The organism is Acinetobacter sp. TUM15071 (genome assembly GCF_008980925.1).
In the GTDB taxonomy this organism is placed as follows: Bacteria; Pseudomonadota; Gammaproteobacteria; order Pseudomonadales; family Moraxellaceae; genus Acinetobacter; species Acinetobacter dispersus.
This window is the reverse complement of record NZ_BKGB01000023.1, coordinates 1-14,983: the sequence shown is the minus strand read 5'-3', so window position 1 is coordinate 14,983 and position 14,983 is coordinate 1. Positions and strand designations below refer to the sequence as shown.

Below are 14,983 nucleotides of genomic sequence, written 5' to 3'. Positions count from 1 at the left end.
TACTAGGGAGTAACCATGAGTTCAGAGTCTCAATCAGTCTCTCAAACAGAACAAACAAATGAAAAGGCTTATGATTCCTCTAGTATTAAAGTATTACGTGGATTAGACGCGGTTCGTAAACGCCCTGGCATGTATATCGGTGACACCGATGACGGTACAGGTTTACACCATATGGTGTTTGAGGTGGTGGATAACGCCATCGATGAAGCTTTAGCAGGACACTGTGACGAGATTATCGTGACGATTCATGAAGATGAATCGGTGAGTGTCTCGGATAATGGTCGTGGAATTCCAACCGATATTCACCCAGAAGAAGGGGTGTCGGCAGCAGAGGTGATTCTGACGATCCTGCATGCAGGTGGTAAATTCGATGACAACAGTTATAAGGTGTCGGGTGGTTTACACGGTGTAGGTGTCTCAGTTGTAAATGCCCTATCTAAAAAATTGCATTTGACCATTCACCGTGCTGGCCAAATCCATGAACAAGAATACGCGCATGGTGATCCACAATATTCATTGAAAGTTGTAGGTGAAACCGATACATCGGGTACAACGGTTCGTTTCTGGCCGAGTGAACTCACCTTTAGTCAAACCATTTTTAATGTCGATATTTTAGCTCGCCGTTTAAGAGAACTCTCTTTTCTGAACGCTGGTGTACGAATTGTATTACGTGATGAACGTGTAAATTTCGAACATGTTTATGACTATGAAGGTGGTTTATCTGAGTTCGTTAAATACATTAACGAAGGTAAAACTCATTTAAATGAGATCTTCCATTTCACCGCTGATACGGATAGTGGTATTGCCGTTGAAGTGGCATTGCAGTGGAATGAGAGTTACCAAGAAAATGTTCGTTGCTTTACCAACAATATTCCACAAAAAGATGGTGGTACACACCTTGCAGGTTTCCGTGCTGCGTTAACCCGTGGTTTAAACCAGTATCTTGAAAGTGAAAATATTCTTAAGAAAGAAAAAGTTGCTGTCACGGGTGATGATGCGCGTGAAGGTTTAACTGCGATCATTTCAGTGAAAGTGCCAGATCCAAAATTCTCATCACAAACCAAAGAAAAATTGGTTTCAAGTGAAGTGAAACCTGCTGTAGAGCAGGCCATGAACAAAGAGTTTTCAGCTTATTTGCTGGAAAATCCGCAAGCTGCTAAATCGATTGCAGGTAAGATTATTGATGCTGCGCGTGCGCGTGATGCAGCACGTAAAGCACGTGAAATGACACGTCGTAAGAGTGCTTTAGACATCGCGGGTTTACCTGGTAAATTGGCCGACTGTCAGGAAAAAGATCCAGCATTGTCTGAACTTTATCTGGTCGAGGGTGACTCTGCGGGCGGTAGTGCCAAACAAGGTCGTAACCGTAAGATGCAGGCAATTTTACCGCTAAAAGGTAAAATTCTGAACGTTGAACGTGCGCGCTTTGACAAGATGATTTCCAGTCAGGAAGTGGGTACTTTGATTACCGCTTTGGGCTGTGGAATTGGACGTGAAGAATATAACCCAGACAAATTGCGTTATCACAAAATCATTATCATGACCGATGCGGACGTGGATGGTTCACATATTCGTACATTGTTATTGACCTTCTTCTTCCGTCAAATGCCTGAGTTGGTTGAGCGTGGCTATATTTATATTGCACAGCCGCCATTGTATAAGTTGAAGAAAGGCAAGCAAGAACAGTACATCAAAGATAATGATGCACTTGAAACTTTCCTGATCTCCAATGCGATTGATGAACTTGCATTACATGTTAGCGCTGAAGCACCTGCGATTAACGGTACAGCATTAGCTAGCGTTATTGCTGACTATCAAGTGTCGCAAAAGAGCTTACAACGCCTCACTCAACGTTATCCTGCAAGTTTGTTGGATGGTTTACTTGAGCTAGATGCATTTAAAACAGATCACAACCATGAACGTGATTATGTTGAAACATGGGCAGAGCAATTACGTGTTGCAATTGAGACATTACAACCAAGCTTACGTCCAGAGATTACCTTAGAAGCGTTTGAACGTGAAAATGCGCAAGGTGAAAAATCTGCGCATTATTGGCCACGTGTCACAGTCTATGTGCATAACTTACCGCATTCTTATTTACTCGATGCGGGTCTGTTAAATTCTGCTGAATACGCACGTTTACTGAAGAATTCTAAGAGCTGGTTCAAGTTGCTTGAAGAAGGGGCTTATCTACAAAAAGGTGAGCGTCGTATTCAGGTGAGCAATTTCCATCAAGTATGGCAGCACATTTTACAAGACTCACGCCGTGGCATGATGATCCAACGCTATAAAGGTTTGGGTGAGATGAACGCTGAGCAACTTTGGGAAACGACCATGGATCCTGAAAACCGTAATATGTTGCAAGTGACCATTGATGATGCGATTGAAGCAGATCGTATGTTCTCTTGCTTAATGGGTGATGATGTAGAACCACGTCGTGCCTTCATTGAAGAAAATGCCTTAAATGCAGATATTGATGCTTAATTAGTTTAGGCATCAATACCAAACAAAAGAGCTTATCTTTTGCGCTGTAAAAGATAAGCTCTCCATGCTGCAACGAACAAGGGCAGCAGGGTGATAATAAGAAAAATAACATCTGCAATACCATCCATCAGCAGCATGCCAACAATCCCTAAAATACTGCATAAAGCCAACAGCCATAACACACTTAATTTATTCCACAGTCGCATTGTTGACTCCTTTTAGATTCCTTTGCTGACGTTTTGCCCACCATAACCATGCACCATTCAGGGTGATAAATAAGGTGAGTAAGGTGCATAGACTCCATAAGATCTTTAAAGGCATGCCACCGTAATTGCCAAAATGCAACGGTTGTGACAGTAAGATGGCTTTCAGATAGGTGGGTAATTCTTCAACCGTATCGACTTGTCCTGTCTCCGCATTGACCAAGGCGACTTTTAGCATTTTTTCCTGTAAGCCTTCATTGCCTTGCAGCAAGACCATGTAATGGCCCTGAGTTGAATATTCTGTTTTAGGAAAAAATACACTGGTGGGATGCCAGCCGACTTCACCTTTCTGGGCGGCCGCATAGACCTGATCAATGCTTAAATTTGGATGAATCACACTGACATGCTGATATTTGTCTTGGAGGGCTTTCAGTTCAGTGATTTGCCAAACTCCAATCGCAACCGTCCCAAAACCCAGTAGAAATCCAGTTAAGGTCACTACCAAGGCCCAACCGAGGATTGCAGAGCCAATTAAATTATGCAGGTCGAGCTGTAATAGTCGCTGACCCTTTCTAAAACGAATAATGCCAAAAAAGAATTTTTTGACATAAGGGGCGTAGACCACGAGCCCAGAAACCAGTGATAAGAACACTAAAAATGCAATCAGTGCCCCAATCAATTGTCCAATAAAACCTAAAAACCAGTTGGCATGTAGTTCCAGTAAGAAGCTAGTCAAAGTATCTCGTTCATTTGGTTGCTGAATTAATGTCGCAGAACCAATATCTGCAAATAACCAACGTGCTTGTTCAAAGCTTTGCTCTGGTTTGGCCATACCAATCAATAGCACGCCAGGATGATGCTCAGGGTCGTAGCCTGTACTGATGATTTGCTCTTTGGGATAGGTTTTTTGTGCTGTTGCTAATGAATCTGCGAGCGGGCGTTGTTGCTGAATCGAAGAGTGTAAAGCAGTAGGCTCAACGCCAAGCGCATGATCGATTTCTTCATGAAAGATCAGTATCACCCCTGTGATGGACAAAATCGCAAAGGGGATTATGATCACCAAGCTGACCCAACGATGAATCCATAAGTTAATGCGAAACCAGCGCGAGTTGGTTTTTTTAATGGCAGTTGCTGTTTGCTTCATAACTGATTTTCCAATGAGGCTGAGAACATTGGCTTCCTTAAGGTTTGTGTTTTTATGAAGTGATTTTATTTTTATTGATAATTATTTTCATTATTATTTACTATTGTTTTTTACGTTCCACGTGAAACCTTAGACTGAATAAAATGATTAAAAAAAAGGTAGCCGATGAAATCGCCTACCTATTAATGATCTATTTGAGCTTGAAATGAATGAAGAATTAGTTTTCTGTCAGCAAAAGTGCTTATTAACTTTCGACAAAGTCGCTCACTTGGATTAATGCATGTCCAAATAAATAGCCTGCTGTCACCAACACGCTGATCCACAGCAAAGCACCTAAAATGTTATACACCACAAAGTGACTATAATTCATGTTGCTTGAACCTGCTGCCAATGGCGCAAATGAACGAGCAAAGGGGATAAAACGAGCCAGTAGAATGGTTTTCCCACCATGCTTTAAGAAGAACACATGGGTTTTTTGCAGGTATTCTTGCTTAATAAAACGTGATTTAACATTGAAAATACGATCGCCAAAATGACGACCAATATGATAATTCACCATATAACCCAATGCAGCTGCGAAAAATAGGAGGCTGATCATGTAACCAAGATGCATGATTTCCACTACGGAACATAATGCTCCCACCGTCAATAACAGACTGTCGCCAGGTAAAAAGAACATAAAAACAAAGGCTGTTTCTGAAAAAATAATCAGAAAAAGGATGAAATAAATCCATAAGCCATATTCTTGAACCAAAACAGGCAAAATATGTTCAAAATTAAAAATAAAATCTAAAGAATTCATTCAGTTTGTATAATCCAAAATAGAGTACTCACCAAATTAAAGTACAAAAAATGTGAAATGAATTTAACCCTCAGGATTCATTCGTCAGTTATAACTATACAACAGTGGGAGCCGAGTATATCGAGCCTGAAGCTAAAGCTCAATTTTCTGAGAAAATTCCAATTTTTACCTTATCTTAAATTATCGACAAATTCATGACACTTTTAATGCTATTCATTGTGTTTTTAAGTATCTGAGCATTTGTTAGATCAAGAAAATCGATGATTTTGTTTAAATAAATGGCCTCATAAGATGACCTCCATACACGTTAAGCTACAACGTGTATGGACTATTATTCATCTTAATCTGCGAAAGAGCTTTCCAACTCCTCCAGTTCCATCATTAATTCTAATAACTGCTCTTCATACTGCTCCAATTTTGCTTTCAGCTCATTTTGTTCATTCATCAGCTTGATCAAATCATCTTTGCGATTGGCGTCATACAATGCACTGTCTGCCAATGCATTTTCAATTTCAGCTAAGCGAGGCTGAACCTTTTCAATTTGAGTTTCGACTTTTTCAATATTTTTACGAATCGGACGCGTCAATTCACGGCGACGAGCAGTCTCTTTACGCTGTGCTTCCTTATCAACTTTTCCAGTAGGGGGGCTTGTCGTTTGCTGTTGTAAGACGTTCTGTGCATTGATTTGTTGTTGACGTGCTTCACGTAACCATTTGGCATAATCTTGTAAGTCACCCTCAAATTCAGTGCATTTTCCTGCATGAACTAACAATAGGTCATCACAAACACTGGCAATCAGCTGACGTTCGTGCGAAACCAGAACCACAGCCCCTTCAAAATCTTGCAGTGCCATGGTCAAGGCATGACGCATGTCTAAGTCTAAATGGTTGGTTGGTTCATCAAGGATTAAAACATTCGGACGTAACCATACAATAAGAGCCAAAGCGAGACGCGCACGTTCGCCGCCAGAGAAGCTTTCGCACGGTGTGTCCATACGTTCGCCACTAAAACCAAATCCACCTAAAAAGGCACGTAATGCAGCTTCACTGATCTTTTTGTCAGCAATACGGGCCAGTTGTAGCATTGGGCTGGCATTAGCATCTAATGCATCCATTTGATGCTGAGCAAAATAACCAATATTGAGCAGTTCTGAAGCCTTACGTTCACCCGCTAGCAGTGGCAGATCTCCGACCAAAGTTTTGATCAGCGTTGATTTACCTGCACCATTCATCCCCAATAAGCCGATACGTGAACTTGGGGTGATTTGCAGACGAATCTTTTCAGCAATCATTTTATCGCCGTAACCAATTGTGGCTGCATCTAAACTAAGCAAAGGCGAGCTCATTTTGGTCGGCTCACGGAAGCTAAAGGTGAAGGGTGTATCGACATGTGCAGGCGCAAGCTGCTGCATTCGCTCAAGTTGTTTAATTCGGCTTTGTGCTTGGCGAGCTTTAGTGGCTTTCGCCTTAAAACGATCAATAAATTTTTGCAGATGTGCACGCGTCTCTTGTTGTTTCTCAAAGGCTTGCTGTTGTTGAGCTAAACGTTCGCTACGTGTGGTTTCGAAAGTGGAATAGTTGCCTGTATATAGCGTGAGTTCCTGATTTTCGATATGCAAAATGTGGTCAGTAATGGCATCGAGGAAATCACGGTCATGTGAAATCAGAACCAGTGTGCCTTCATAAGCTTTCAGCCAGTCTTCTAACCACAAGATTGCATCTAAGTCTAAGTGGTTGGTTGGCTCATCCAGTAATAAGAAGTCTGAACGGCTCATCAAGGTACGCGCAAGATTTAAACGCATCCGCCAGCCGCCAGAGAAGCTCGCCACATTTAAACGCAATTGATGATCCAGAAACCCGAGTCCAGCCATGAGTTGCGCAGCTTTGGCAGGCGCAGCATAGCCATGAATTTCATCAAAACGACCATGAAGTTGAGCTAAGTCATCATTACTGAGTTGATCTGGATGAGCGAGTTTTTCTTGAATGTCCCAATATTCTTCGTCACCAGACAAAACAAAATCAATTGCTGGCATTTCCAAGGCTTTAATTTCTTGTGCCATATGGGCAACTGTCCAGACTGCTGGACGGGTCAGATTGCCCTCATCTGCGACCAACTCACCTAGGAATGCAGCAAATAAAGTTGATTTACCTGCACCATTCACGCCTGTAAGACCAATTTTCCAGCCCGGATGAAGCTGCATTGAAGCTTTTTGGAATAAAACTCGCCCACCACGGCGTAATGAAACTTGGTCAAATTGGATCATGAGTATGCAAAATAGCGAATAGATAGCTGCATTTTAAGGTGATCGCCCATGAATGCAAATTTTTATATTTAAGATCAAGTTGTCTGAATTGAGCTGATCAATCAATCATAAAATAGAGCAAAAGCTCTATTTTTGTGACGCGAATCAGATTATCATTTAAATTATATGAAAAATAAGTAATTAGACAAAAAGCAGATAAACAGGATTTAAGAATGAAGAAGGGAATTCTTGCATTGGGGGCAATGCTGATTTTTGCTGTGCATACAGAAACACAGGCTGCGACCAAAATTTGTGTTTTTGATCTACTCGGCAAATCGGGAGAGGCTTATAAGGCTATGGAGGAATGGGCTTTAGCTGCCAAAGCGTGGCGTGGTGATAGTTACTTGATCAGTTACCAAAACGAAGCACTGGCCGAAAATGATTTTGAACAAGGCAAATGCGATGGTGTGTATATGACCTCCATGCGTGCACGCCGTTATAACAAGTTTGCAGGCTCAATTGATGCGATTGGTGCTGTTCCTAGTTATGCCATTGCACAGAAAGCGATTAGTTTTGCTTTGGATAAGCGCAATCAACGTCGTTTGATCAGTACAGTCGATAATGAAAACTATGAAGTTGCTGGAATTTCGCAAATTGGTCTGGCTTATATTTTTGTCAAAGACAAGAAAATGAATACCATTGAGCAAATCAAAGGCAAGAAGTTTGCTGTTCTTGGTTATGATGAAGCGCAAAAAATCGTAGTAAAAAGCTTGGGTGGACAAGCGGTCCTTGCGGATGTATCTGATATCGCGAAAAAATTTAATAATGGGCAGGCCGATATCATGGCTGCACCAGCCTATGCCTACAAACCATTAGAGTTGCATAAAGGTTTGGGCAATGATGGGGCCATTATTACCTTTCCTGCTGTAAATATGACCATGGATTTAATTATTCGTCCTGAAAAATTCTCCAGTAATTTTGGGCAAAATTCACGAGCTTGGTTTCTTGGTCGTTTGAATACCAATTTTGCTCTGATTCAGCGTCTAGAATCAGAATTGCCAGCCAAATACAAAATCAACCTCAGTACTGAAGATAAAATTCGTTATCAACAAATCCTGCGTGAAGCACGTATGGGATTAACTAAACGTGGTATTTACGATGCTACCATGATGAATGTACTCAAACGTGCACGTTGTACCGTGGATCGCACCAATTTTGAATGTACTTTAGGTGGTGAATAAATCACTACATAGGGGGATGGATGTTTCAATATCCTCCTCTTAAGTTGATATTGGCCTAAAACATTAAAACGTGATCAAGTCTGTTAAAACTGACGAAAACCCGATGTATGTATATAAAAGCGCTATGCATTTAGGAAAAAGCTGACTATATTTATCGAGCACTGATGGAAAATTGTGCAAGATAGTAAAAATAAGGGAAAACGAGATGAAAAAAGGACTTTGGGCATTGAGTGCTGCGGCTCTATTTGTCATGACTACTCCTGTACAGGCAAAACAACAAATTTGTGTTTTTGATTTATTGGGTAAGGCTGGGGAGTCTTATAAACTGATTGAAGAATGGAAGCTTGCCTCTAAAACATGGCAGGGCGATGTTGAATTAATTCCTTATCAAGATGAAGAAAAAGCGGAAAAAGATTTCGATGCAGGCAAATGTGATGGCGTGTATATGACCTCCATGCGTGCACGTAAATATAATAAATTTGCAGGCTCAGTCGATGCGGTTGGTGCAGTTACCAGTAATGCCATTGCACAAAAGGCAATCACCTATGTATTGGATAAACGAAATCAGCATCGTTTAACGGCAACAGTCAACGGTGATAAATTTGAAGTCGTCGGTATTATCCAAGTAGGGTTGGCTTATATCTTTGTCCGCGACAAAAAGATCGACACCATTGAAAAAGCCAAAGGTAGAAAATTTGCTTATCTACACTATGATCAAGCACAAAAAACCATTGTTGAAAGCATAGACCTAGTTGCTGTCCCATCTGATATTTCTGATTTCGTGAAGAAATTTAATAGTGGCCAAGTAGATGTGATTGCTGCACCAGCGTACGCCTATAAACCACTTGAAATTAGTAAAGGTTTAGCTAATGGGGCACTGTTTAATTTTCCTGTGGTGAATATTACAGGTGACTTAATTATTCGTCCGAGTCAATTCCCGAATGGATTTGGTCCACAATCTCGACAATGGTTCGTCAATAAACTGCCAAGTAACTTTGCCATGGTGCAACGTTTAGAGGCAGGAATGAACGCGAGAAAAATTACCCTGTCGAGCGAAGATAAAGTTCGTTATCAAAAAATGTTACGTGATGGTCGCATGAATTTAACCAAGCAGGGCGTATACGATGCTAGTATGATGAATGTACTCAAGCGTGCCCGTTGTACGGTTGAGCGGACAAACTTTGAGTGTACTTTGAGTGGTGAATAACAAGGAGAACAGCAGTACAAAAATATAAATCTATAAACAAAGTGAGGCATATATAACAAATTTGCCTATGAAAATAATAGAAATAGATAAAACTGGGTAAAAAGTATACAAACTAGACATAAAAATAGAGTATAAGCTCTATTTTTTTTCAAAAAACATGATTAATATTTGCTTCGAACAAGGAGACAAACATAAAGTTTGTGAAGGGATGAAAAATATGAAAAAAATTGCACTTGCTCTTGCAGCAACTTCGATCTTAGGTGTATCTGCTTCTACTCAAGCAGCAATTGACGTGTGTGTATTCGACTTATTAGGAAAGTCAGGTGAATCATACAAAATGATGCAAGATTGGGCACTCGCAGCGAAAAGCTGGGGCGCTGATGTCAACCTTCTCGCGCTTACAGATGAGCAGGTTGCGGATAACAACTTTAAAGCAGGTAAATGTGCTGCTGTTGCAATGACTGCTATGCGTGCCCGCCCATATAACAAGTTTGCTGGTTCTGTAGATTCATTAGGTGGTGCGCCAAGTAATGAAGTTGCACAACGCGCAATTACTTATGTTCTAGACGCACGTAATGCAGCAAAAATGACCACCACTTTAGGTGGGAACAAATACGAAATTGGTGGTATTGCTCCAATGGGTGCCGCATACATTTTTGTACGTGACAAGAGTATTAATTCAATTGAAAAAGCAGCGGGTAAAAAATTCGCAGTATTGGGTTATGACGATGCGCAAAAAATCATGGTACAACGCGTAGGTGCTCAAGCCGTACTTTCTGATATCTCTAACTTCGCTGCTAAATTTAACAATGGTCAAGTGGATATGGTTGGTGCGCCTGCTTATGCCTACAAGCCATTAGAATTAAGCAAAGGTTTGGGTACCAATGGTGCAATGTTTAACTTCCCTGTATTACAAGTAACAGCGGATCTAGTTTTACGTCCAGAAAAATTCCCAGCAGGTTTTGGTCAAAAATCTCGTGATTATTTTGTGAAGCAACTTCCAAAAGCATTCTCAATGATCAAGCGTTATGAAGCTGAAATCCCAGCGAAATACAAAATGAACTTAACGGCTGAAGACACATTGAAATATCAAAAATTAATGCGTGATGGCCGTTTAGAAATGACTAAACGTGGTATTTACGATGCTGGTATGATGTCTGTATTGAAAAAAGCGCGTTGTTCAGTTGATAAAGCAAACTTTGAATGTGCATTACCTGGTGAATAATCAGTAATTGCGATACATCATACTTAAAGCCTAGATTCATCTAGGCTTTTTGTTTTTTAGGCTTTGTCATTTGAGTCATTGCCTTTATTTTGAAAGATCGTAATCATACAAATATATAAAAAGCCAAATGAAATCTTGAAGATTTAAAATATGTTTTAATCAGGAAGATTGGACATGACTGAACAAAAACATATTTTTATTTGAAAACCCAGAGCAGGATGTTAGGTAATTCTTTAATTTTTGGGTGTGATGCAACAACAATCAGCATAGATGCAAAGGAAAAATAAAATGCAATGGTTTAAAACATTATTACTTGCAACAGGTATCGCTGCGGTATCTGCAGGCGCTCAGGCAAAACAAACAATTTGTGTATTCGATATCGTGGGTAAAAGTGGCGATGTCTATGCATTAATGAAAGATTATCAGCTTGCCGCAAAAAACTGGGGTGCTGATATTGAACTGAAAGTAGCGACCAATGAAGCTGTGATTGCGGAAGACTTTAAAGCGGGTAAATGCGATGGCGTGAGTATCACAGGCATGCGTGGCCGCCAGTTTAACCCATTCACCGGCTCATTAGATGCGATTGGGGCAATTACAGACCTTAAACTTGCTGTGAAGGTGATGCAAGGTTTGGCGAGTCCAGCTTTTGCCAAAGCGATGGTGAATGGTAAATATGAAGTCGTAGGTGTAATCCCAGTGGGAGATGCTTACTTACTTGTGAATGACCGTAATATCAATACCGTTGCCAAGGCCGCAGGTAAGAAAATCGCCGTTTTAGATTATGACGAAGCCCAAAAAATTATGGCTTCGCAAGTCGGTGCACAAGCGGTCAGTTCAGATATCACCAATTTTGGTGCGAAGTTTAACAATGGTCAGGTCGATATTATTGGGGCACCAGCGGCAGCGTTCAAACCTTTGGAACTTTATAAGGGCTTGGGAACCAAAGGTGCAATTGTGAATTACCCAATTTTACAAGTAACTGGTAATTTGATCATTCATCCAGATAAATTCCCTGAGGGTTTTGGTCAAAAATCAAGAGAATGGGTGAAAGCACAATTGCCGCGTGCATTTACAATTCTTGGAAAAATGAAGGCAGACATTCCACAAAAATATTGGATGGAAGTTCCAGCTTCGGATAAACCAGGCTATCAAAAACTGATGCGTGAAGCACGTATTAACCTGACAGCAAAAGGAATCTATGACAAACGGATGATGAAATTGCTATGGCAATTCCGTTGCCGCGAAGATGCCAAGAACTTTGAATGTGGTCTGCAAGATGAGAACTATAAATAATCTTGCAAAAAGTTACTAACAGCACTTTAAACTTCAAATACAGACCCGATATTGAGTATGCTATACTAAATATCGGGTCTTTTATTTATTAAAGACGTATTGAAGTCTGAGGAATGTGCATCATGAACGCCCAAGCTCTAGAATTGTCAGATAATGCTGCCAAAAAAGTTCGCCAACTGCGCGAAAGTGAAGGGAATAACGACCTTATGTTACGTGTTTATGTAACGGGTGGTGGATGTTCAGGATTCTCTTATGGCTTTAATTTCGCTGAAAGCGTGAATGAAGATGATGCTGAATTTATGAATGGCGATGTAAAAATGTTGGTGGATTCTTTGAGCTACCAGTATTTGATCGGTTCAGTTGTTGATTATCTTGAAGGACTTGAAGGTTCACGCTTTGTGATCCAGAACCCGAATGCGACAACAACCTGTGGCTGTGGGTCTTCATTCTCAATCTAACAGATTCTAGATATAAAAAAAGCTTCTCCAATTGGGAAGCTTTTTTGTTTTATACCGTGGTTATTGTTCCGAGGACACGATCCCCTGCTGCACCCGTCACCGCAGGTAAATTGCCACTCAATTGTTGTACGAAGCGCATAGCCAACCACGCAAAAGCAGTTGCCTCTACCCAAGTTGGCGCTAGACCAAGCGCATCCGTTGTTTGCACTGACCAATTATGTTTACGTAAGCGCCAACGGAGTTGTTCAAGTAGATGCGAGTTATAGGCACCGCCACCACAGACATAGATTTCACCTGTCGGCATCCATTCCTTGCTACGATAAATTGCTTTTTTAATCGCACGTGTGGTGAGTTTCATTAAGGTCGCTTGAACATTCTCTGGTGTATCTTCCAGTTCATCATATTCCAGATCATTGCGCCAATCGCTGAGCTGCTCATCCAACCATTCTAAATTAAAGTCTTCTCGACCTGTGCTCTTCGGTGGTTCTTTGGCAAAAAACTCATGATTCTGTAAACGATCTAATAAAGAACGAATTGGATTGCCATAGGCTGCCCAGTCGCCATTTTCATCGTAAGGATGTCCAGTGTGGCGATGACACCAAGCATCCATCAAAATATTGGCAGGACCCGTATCAAAGCCATATACGCCGTTTAAATCATTTGCAGGCAGCATACTGACGTTTGCAATACCGCCTAAATTTAAAATGACACGGTGGATACTGTCATGTAGGAATAAGGCTTGATGGAAGGCGGGGACCAAAGGTGCACCTTGACCACCTGCTGCCATATCACGACGACGGAAATCAGACACTACTGGGAGTTGCGTGATTTCGGTAATGATATTGGGGTCACCAATTTGTAAGGTAAAACCATGTTCAGGACGATGGCGAATGGTTTGCCCATGTGAACCGATGGCTTTAATTTGAGGGCGGTCTAAATTGTTCTTTTCAATCAGTTCATTAATGCCATGCCCAATCATTTGCGCTAAAGCAACATCAGCTTTACCCATACGATCAATTTCATTGTCGTCTGGGAGCGTCAATGCCATCAACTCATCGCGTAATTCAGGTTCAAAAGGCACAGTCAGCGTGGCATGCAGCGTTAAAGGGTCGAATGAAGTTGCAACAATATCAACACCATCCATGCTCGTGCCTGTCATTACACCAATATAGATTGCGCTCATATACAACTTATCCTGCAAGATGCTGAAAAAATGTTAGTATATCGCACAAATTGAATAACTGATGTGTTTAGGTTTTGTGATGTCAAATTTCTTGCCAGCCGAAGAACAGCTTGCTCTCATTCAACGAGGCACGCACGAGATTATCTCTGACGAAGATTTACTTAAAAAATTGAAAGAGAATCGTCCACTCCGTGTAAAAGCAGGCTTTGACCCTACGGCTCCTGATTTACACTTAGGACATACGGTTCTAATTAATAAATTAAAAACCTTCCAAGATTTAGGACATGAAGTCACTTTCTTGATTGGTGACTATACTGCCATGATTGGTGACCCAACGGGTAAAAGCGCAACGCGTCCGCCGTTGTCACAAGAGCAAGTAATTGCCAATGCAAAGACCTATCAAGAACAAGTCTTTAAAATTTTAGATCCGAATAAAACCAAAGTCCGTTTTAACTCGGAATGGTTTAATCAAAAATCTGCGGCTGATCTGATTCAATTAGCAAGCCAGCAAACCGTATCACGCATGTTAGAACGCGATGACTTTACAAAGCGCTATAACAATCATCAACCGATTGCGATTCATGAATTTTTGTATCCCTTGGTACAAGGCTATGATTCGATTGCACTTGAGGCAGATGTCGAGTTAGGTGGTACAGACCAGACCTTTAACTTGTTAATGGGTCGTACCCTACAAGGTCGTTACGGTCAAGAATCACAAGTCTGTATTACTGTGCCGATTCTTGAAGGTTTAGATGGCGTAAATAAGATGTCTAAATCTTTAGGCAACTATATTGGTGTATTTGATGCACCAGGTGCGATGTACCAAAAAATCTTGTCTATGCCAGATAGCTTGATTGAGCGTTATTTTGATTTACTGAGCTTTAAGTCACTTGATGAAATCAAAGTATTGCTTGATGAAATGGCTGCAGGTCGTAATCCGCAAGAAATTAAACGTATCTTGGCACTTGAGCTTGTAGAGCGTTTCCATGATGCAGAAGCAGCGGAAAATGCACATAAAAGTGCAGGTAACCGTGTAACTGAAGGCGAAGTACCAGAAGATACACCAGAAGTGACGATTTCTCGTGGTGAGTTTGGTGGTGAGTTATTTATTGCAACCATTCTTCGTGTTGCTGGTTTAAACCCAAATGCAGCAGCAGCGAAAGACGCCGTGGGTCGTGGTGCAGTAAAAGTTGATTGGAATGTGGTTGATATGAGCTTCTCTGTAAAAGAGAATGTCACTTTAATCATTCAGTCAGGTAAAAAAGCCATTGCACGAGTGACTTTCACTGACTAATTCGAAATGAAAATAATAAAAAGCAGGCCATGAGCCTGCTTTTTATACATAAATAGCTGATAAAAACAACGAAAACACTGGTTTTGTAGAAAAAAGAAACATGCAAAAGAAAATAATAAAAAATGGGGTTGCACCTGACCTGAAATGCTGTAGAATGCACATCCATCGGCGGTGATGTAGATAAAAACTTGTTGAGAAACAAGGATT

General features: G+C 40.9%; 12 protein-coding genes and 1 pseudogene. 7 read left to right on the top strand and 6 right to left on the bottom strand.

From position 1 onward, the window contains the following. The first annotated feature begins 15 nt into the window (after window positions 1-15). Complete coding sequence (gyrB, locus tag GBI66_RS17345) at window positions 16-2,484, top strand: DNA topoisomerase (ATP-hydrolyzing) subunit B (protein ID WP_005186246.1); 2,469 nt, start codon at window positions 16-18, stop codon at window positions 2,482-2,484. A gap of 32 nt (window positions 2,485-2,516) precedes the next feature. Here gyrB and GBI66_RS19520 read toward each other — a convergent pair whose 3' ends face one another. From GBI66_RS19520 to GBI66_RS17330, 4 genes are all read right to left on the bottom strand, one after another. Further along, a complete protein-coding gene (locus GBI66_RS19520) occupies window positions 2,517-2,690 on the bottom strand; it encodes a hypothetical protein (RefSeq protein WP_171494334.1) in 174 nt (57 codons plus the stop codon). Further along, a complete protein-coding gene (locus tag GBI66_RS17340; RefSeq protein WP_151716948.1) occupies window positions 2,674-3,831 on the bottom strand; it encodes a PepSY domain-containing protein in 1,158 nt (385 codons plus the stop codon). The genes GBI66_RS19520 and GBI66_RS17340 overlap by 17 nt, the downstream gene beginning before the upstream one ends. 244 nt (window positions 3,832-4,075) lie before the next feature. Then, window positions 4,076-4,633 carry a VTT domain-containing protein gene (locus GBI66_RS17335; RefSeq protein WP_151716947.1) on the bottom strand — a complete coding sequence of 186 codons (558 nt, stop codon included), beginning with the start codon at window positions 4,631-4,633 and terminating at the stop codon, window positions 4,076-4,078. A 340-nt stretch (window positions 4,634-4,973) separates the two neighbouring features. Next, window positions 4,974-6,896: an ATP-binding cassette domain-containing protein gene (locus GBI66_RS17330; protein WP_151716946.1), complete on the bottom strand. Its 1,923-nt coding sequence runs from the start codon at window positions 6,894-6,896 to the stop codon at window positions 4,974-4,976. Between the two features lie 212 nt (window positions 6,897-7,108). Here GBI66_RS17330 and GBI66_RS17325 point away from each other — a divergent pair, with 212 nt between their 5' ends. From GBI66_RS17325 to erpA, 5 genes are all read left to right on the top strand, one after another. Next, window positions 7,109-8,116: a putative solute-binding protein gene (locus GBI66_RS17325; RefSeq protein WP_151716945.1), complete on the top strand. Its 1,008-nt coding sequence runs from the start codon at window positions 7,109-7,111 to the stop codon at window positions 8,114-8,116. Window positions 8,117-8,321: 205 nt separating this feature from the next. After that, window positions 8,322-9,323 carry a putative solute-binding protein gene (locus tag GBI66_RS17320; RefSeq protein WP_151716944.1) on the top strand — a complete coding sequence of 334 codons (1,002 nt, stop codon included), beginning with the start codon at window positions 8,322-8,324 and terminating at the stop codon, window positions 9,321-9,323. A gap of 217 nt (window positions 9,324-9,540) precedes the next feature. Next, window positions 9,541-10,548 carry a putative solute-binding protein gene (locus GBI66_RS17315; RefSeq protein WP_032857880.1) on the top strand — a complete coding sequence of 336 codons (1,008 nt, stop codon included), beginning with the start codon at window positions 9,541-9,543 and terminating at the stop codon, window positions 10,546-10,548. Window positions 10,549-10,836: 288 nt separating this feature from the next. Further along, on the top strand, window positions 10,837-11,841 hold the full coding sequence (locus GBI66_RS17310) for a putative solute-binding protein (RefSeq protein WP_005209676.1): 1,005 nt from the start codon (window positions 10,837-10,839) through the stop codon (window positions 11,839-11,841). Between the two features lie 122 nt (window positions 11,842-11,963). Next, entirely contained in the window at window positions 11,964-12,299 is a 336-nt protein-coding gene (erpA, locus tag GBI66_RS17305; RefSeq protein WP_005186235.1) for an iron-sulfur cluster insertion protein ErpA, read from the top strand. A 49-nt stretch (window positions 12,300-12,348) separates the two neighbouring features. On the opposite strand, the gene GBI66_RS17300 is transcribed toward erpA, so the two are convergent. Continuing rightward, on the bottom strand, window positions 12,349-13,482 hold the full coding sequence (locus GBI66_RS17300; protein WP_151716943.1) for an anhydro-N-acetylmuramic acid kinase: 1,134 nt from the start codon (window positions 13,480-13,482) through the stop codon (window positions 12,349-12,351). A gap of 61 nt (window positions 13,483-13,543) precedes the next feature. On the opposite strand from GBI66_RS17300, the gene tyrS reads away from it, so the two are divergent. Continuing rightward, window positions 13,544-14,776: a tyrosine--tRNA ligase gene (gene tyrS, locus GBI66_RS17295; protein WP_085944511.1), complete on the top strand. Its 1,233-nt coding sequence runs from the start codon at window positions 13,544-13,546 to the stop codon at window positions 14,774-14,776. Here the strand turns inward: tyrS and GBI66_RS19670 are convergent. Continuing rightward, window positions 14,773-14,983 (bottom strand): annotated as a pseudogene (locus GBI66_RS19670) (hypothetical protein); the annotation flags it as partial. The gene tyrS and the pseudogene GBI66_RS19670 sit on opposite strands and share 4 nt — an antisense overlap.

Excerpts from the sequence above, each read along its gene's own strand:
- GBI66_RS17310 (WP_005209676.1), top strand. The coding sequence starts at position 10,837 with ATGCAATGGTTTAAAACATTATTACTTGCAACAGGTATCGCTGCGGTA.
- GBI66_RS17340 (WP_151716948.1), bottom strand. The coding sequence starts at position 3,831 with ATGAAGCAAACAGCAACTGCCATTAAAAAAACCAACTCGCGCTGGTTT.
- gyrB (WP_005186246.1), top strand. The coding sequence starts at position 16 with ATGAGTTCAGAGTCTCAATCAGTCTCTCAAACAGAACAAACAAATGAA.
- GBI66_RS17315 (WP_032857880.1), top strand. The coding sequence starts at position 9,541 with ATGAAAAAAATTGCACTTGCTCTTGCAGCAACTTCGATCTTAGGTGTA.
- erpA (WP_005186235.1), top strand. The coding sequence starts at position 11,964 with ATGAACGCCCAAGCTCTAGAATTGTCAGATAATGCTGCCAAAAAAGTT.
- tyrS (WP_085944511.1), top strand. The coding sequence starts at position 13,544 with ATGTGTTTAGGTTTTGTGATGTCAAATTTCTTGCCAGCCGAAGAACAG.
- GBI66_RS19520 (WP_171494334.1), bottom strand. The coding sequence starts at position 2,690 with ATGCGACTGTGGAATAAATTAAGTGTGTTATGGCTGTTGGCTTTATGC.
- GBI66_RS17335 (WP_151716947.1), bottom strand. The coding sequence starts at position 4,633 with ATGAATTCTTTAGATTTTATTTTTAATTTTGAACATATTTTGCCTGTT.
- GBI66_RS17320 (WP_151716944.1), top strand. The coding sequence starts at position 8,322 with ATGAAAAAAGGACTTTGGGCATTGAGTGCTGCGGCTCTATTTGTCATG.
- GBI66_RS17330 (WP_151716946.1), bottom strand. The coding sequence starts at position 6,896 with ATGATCCAATTTGACCAAGTTTCATTACGCCGTGGTGGGCGAGTTTTA.
- GBI66_RS17300 (WP_151716943.1), bottom strand. The coding sequence starts at position 13,482 with ATGAGCGCAATCTATATTGGTGTAATGACAGGCACGAGCATGGATGGT.
- GBI66_RS17325 (WP_151716945.1), top strand. The coding sequence starts at position 7,109 with ATGAAGAAGGGAATTCTTGCATTGGGGGCAATGCTGATTTTTGCTGTG.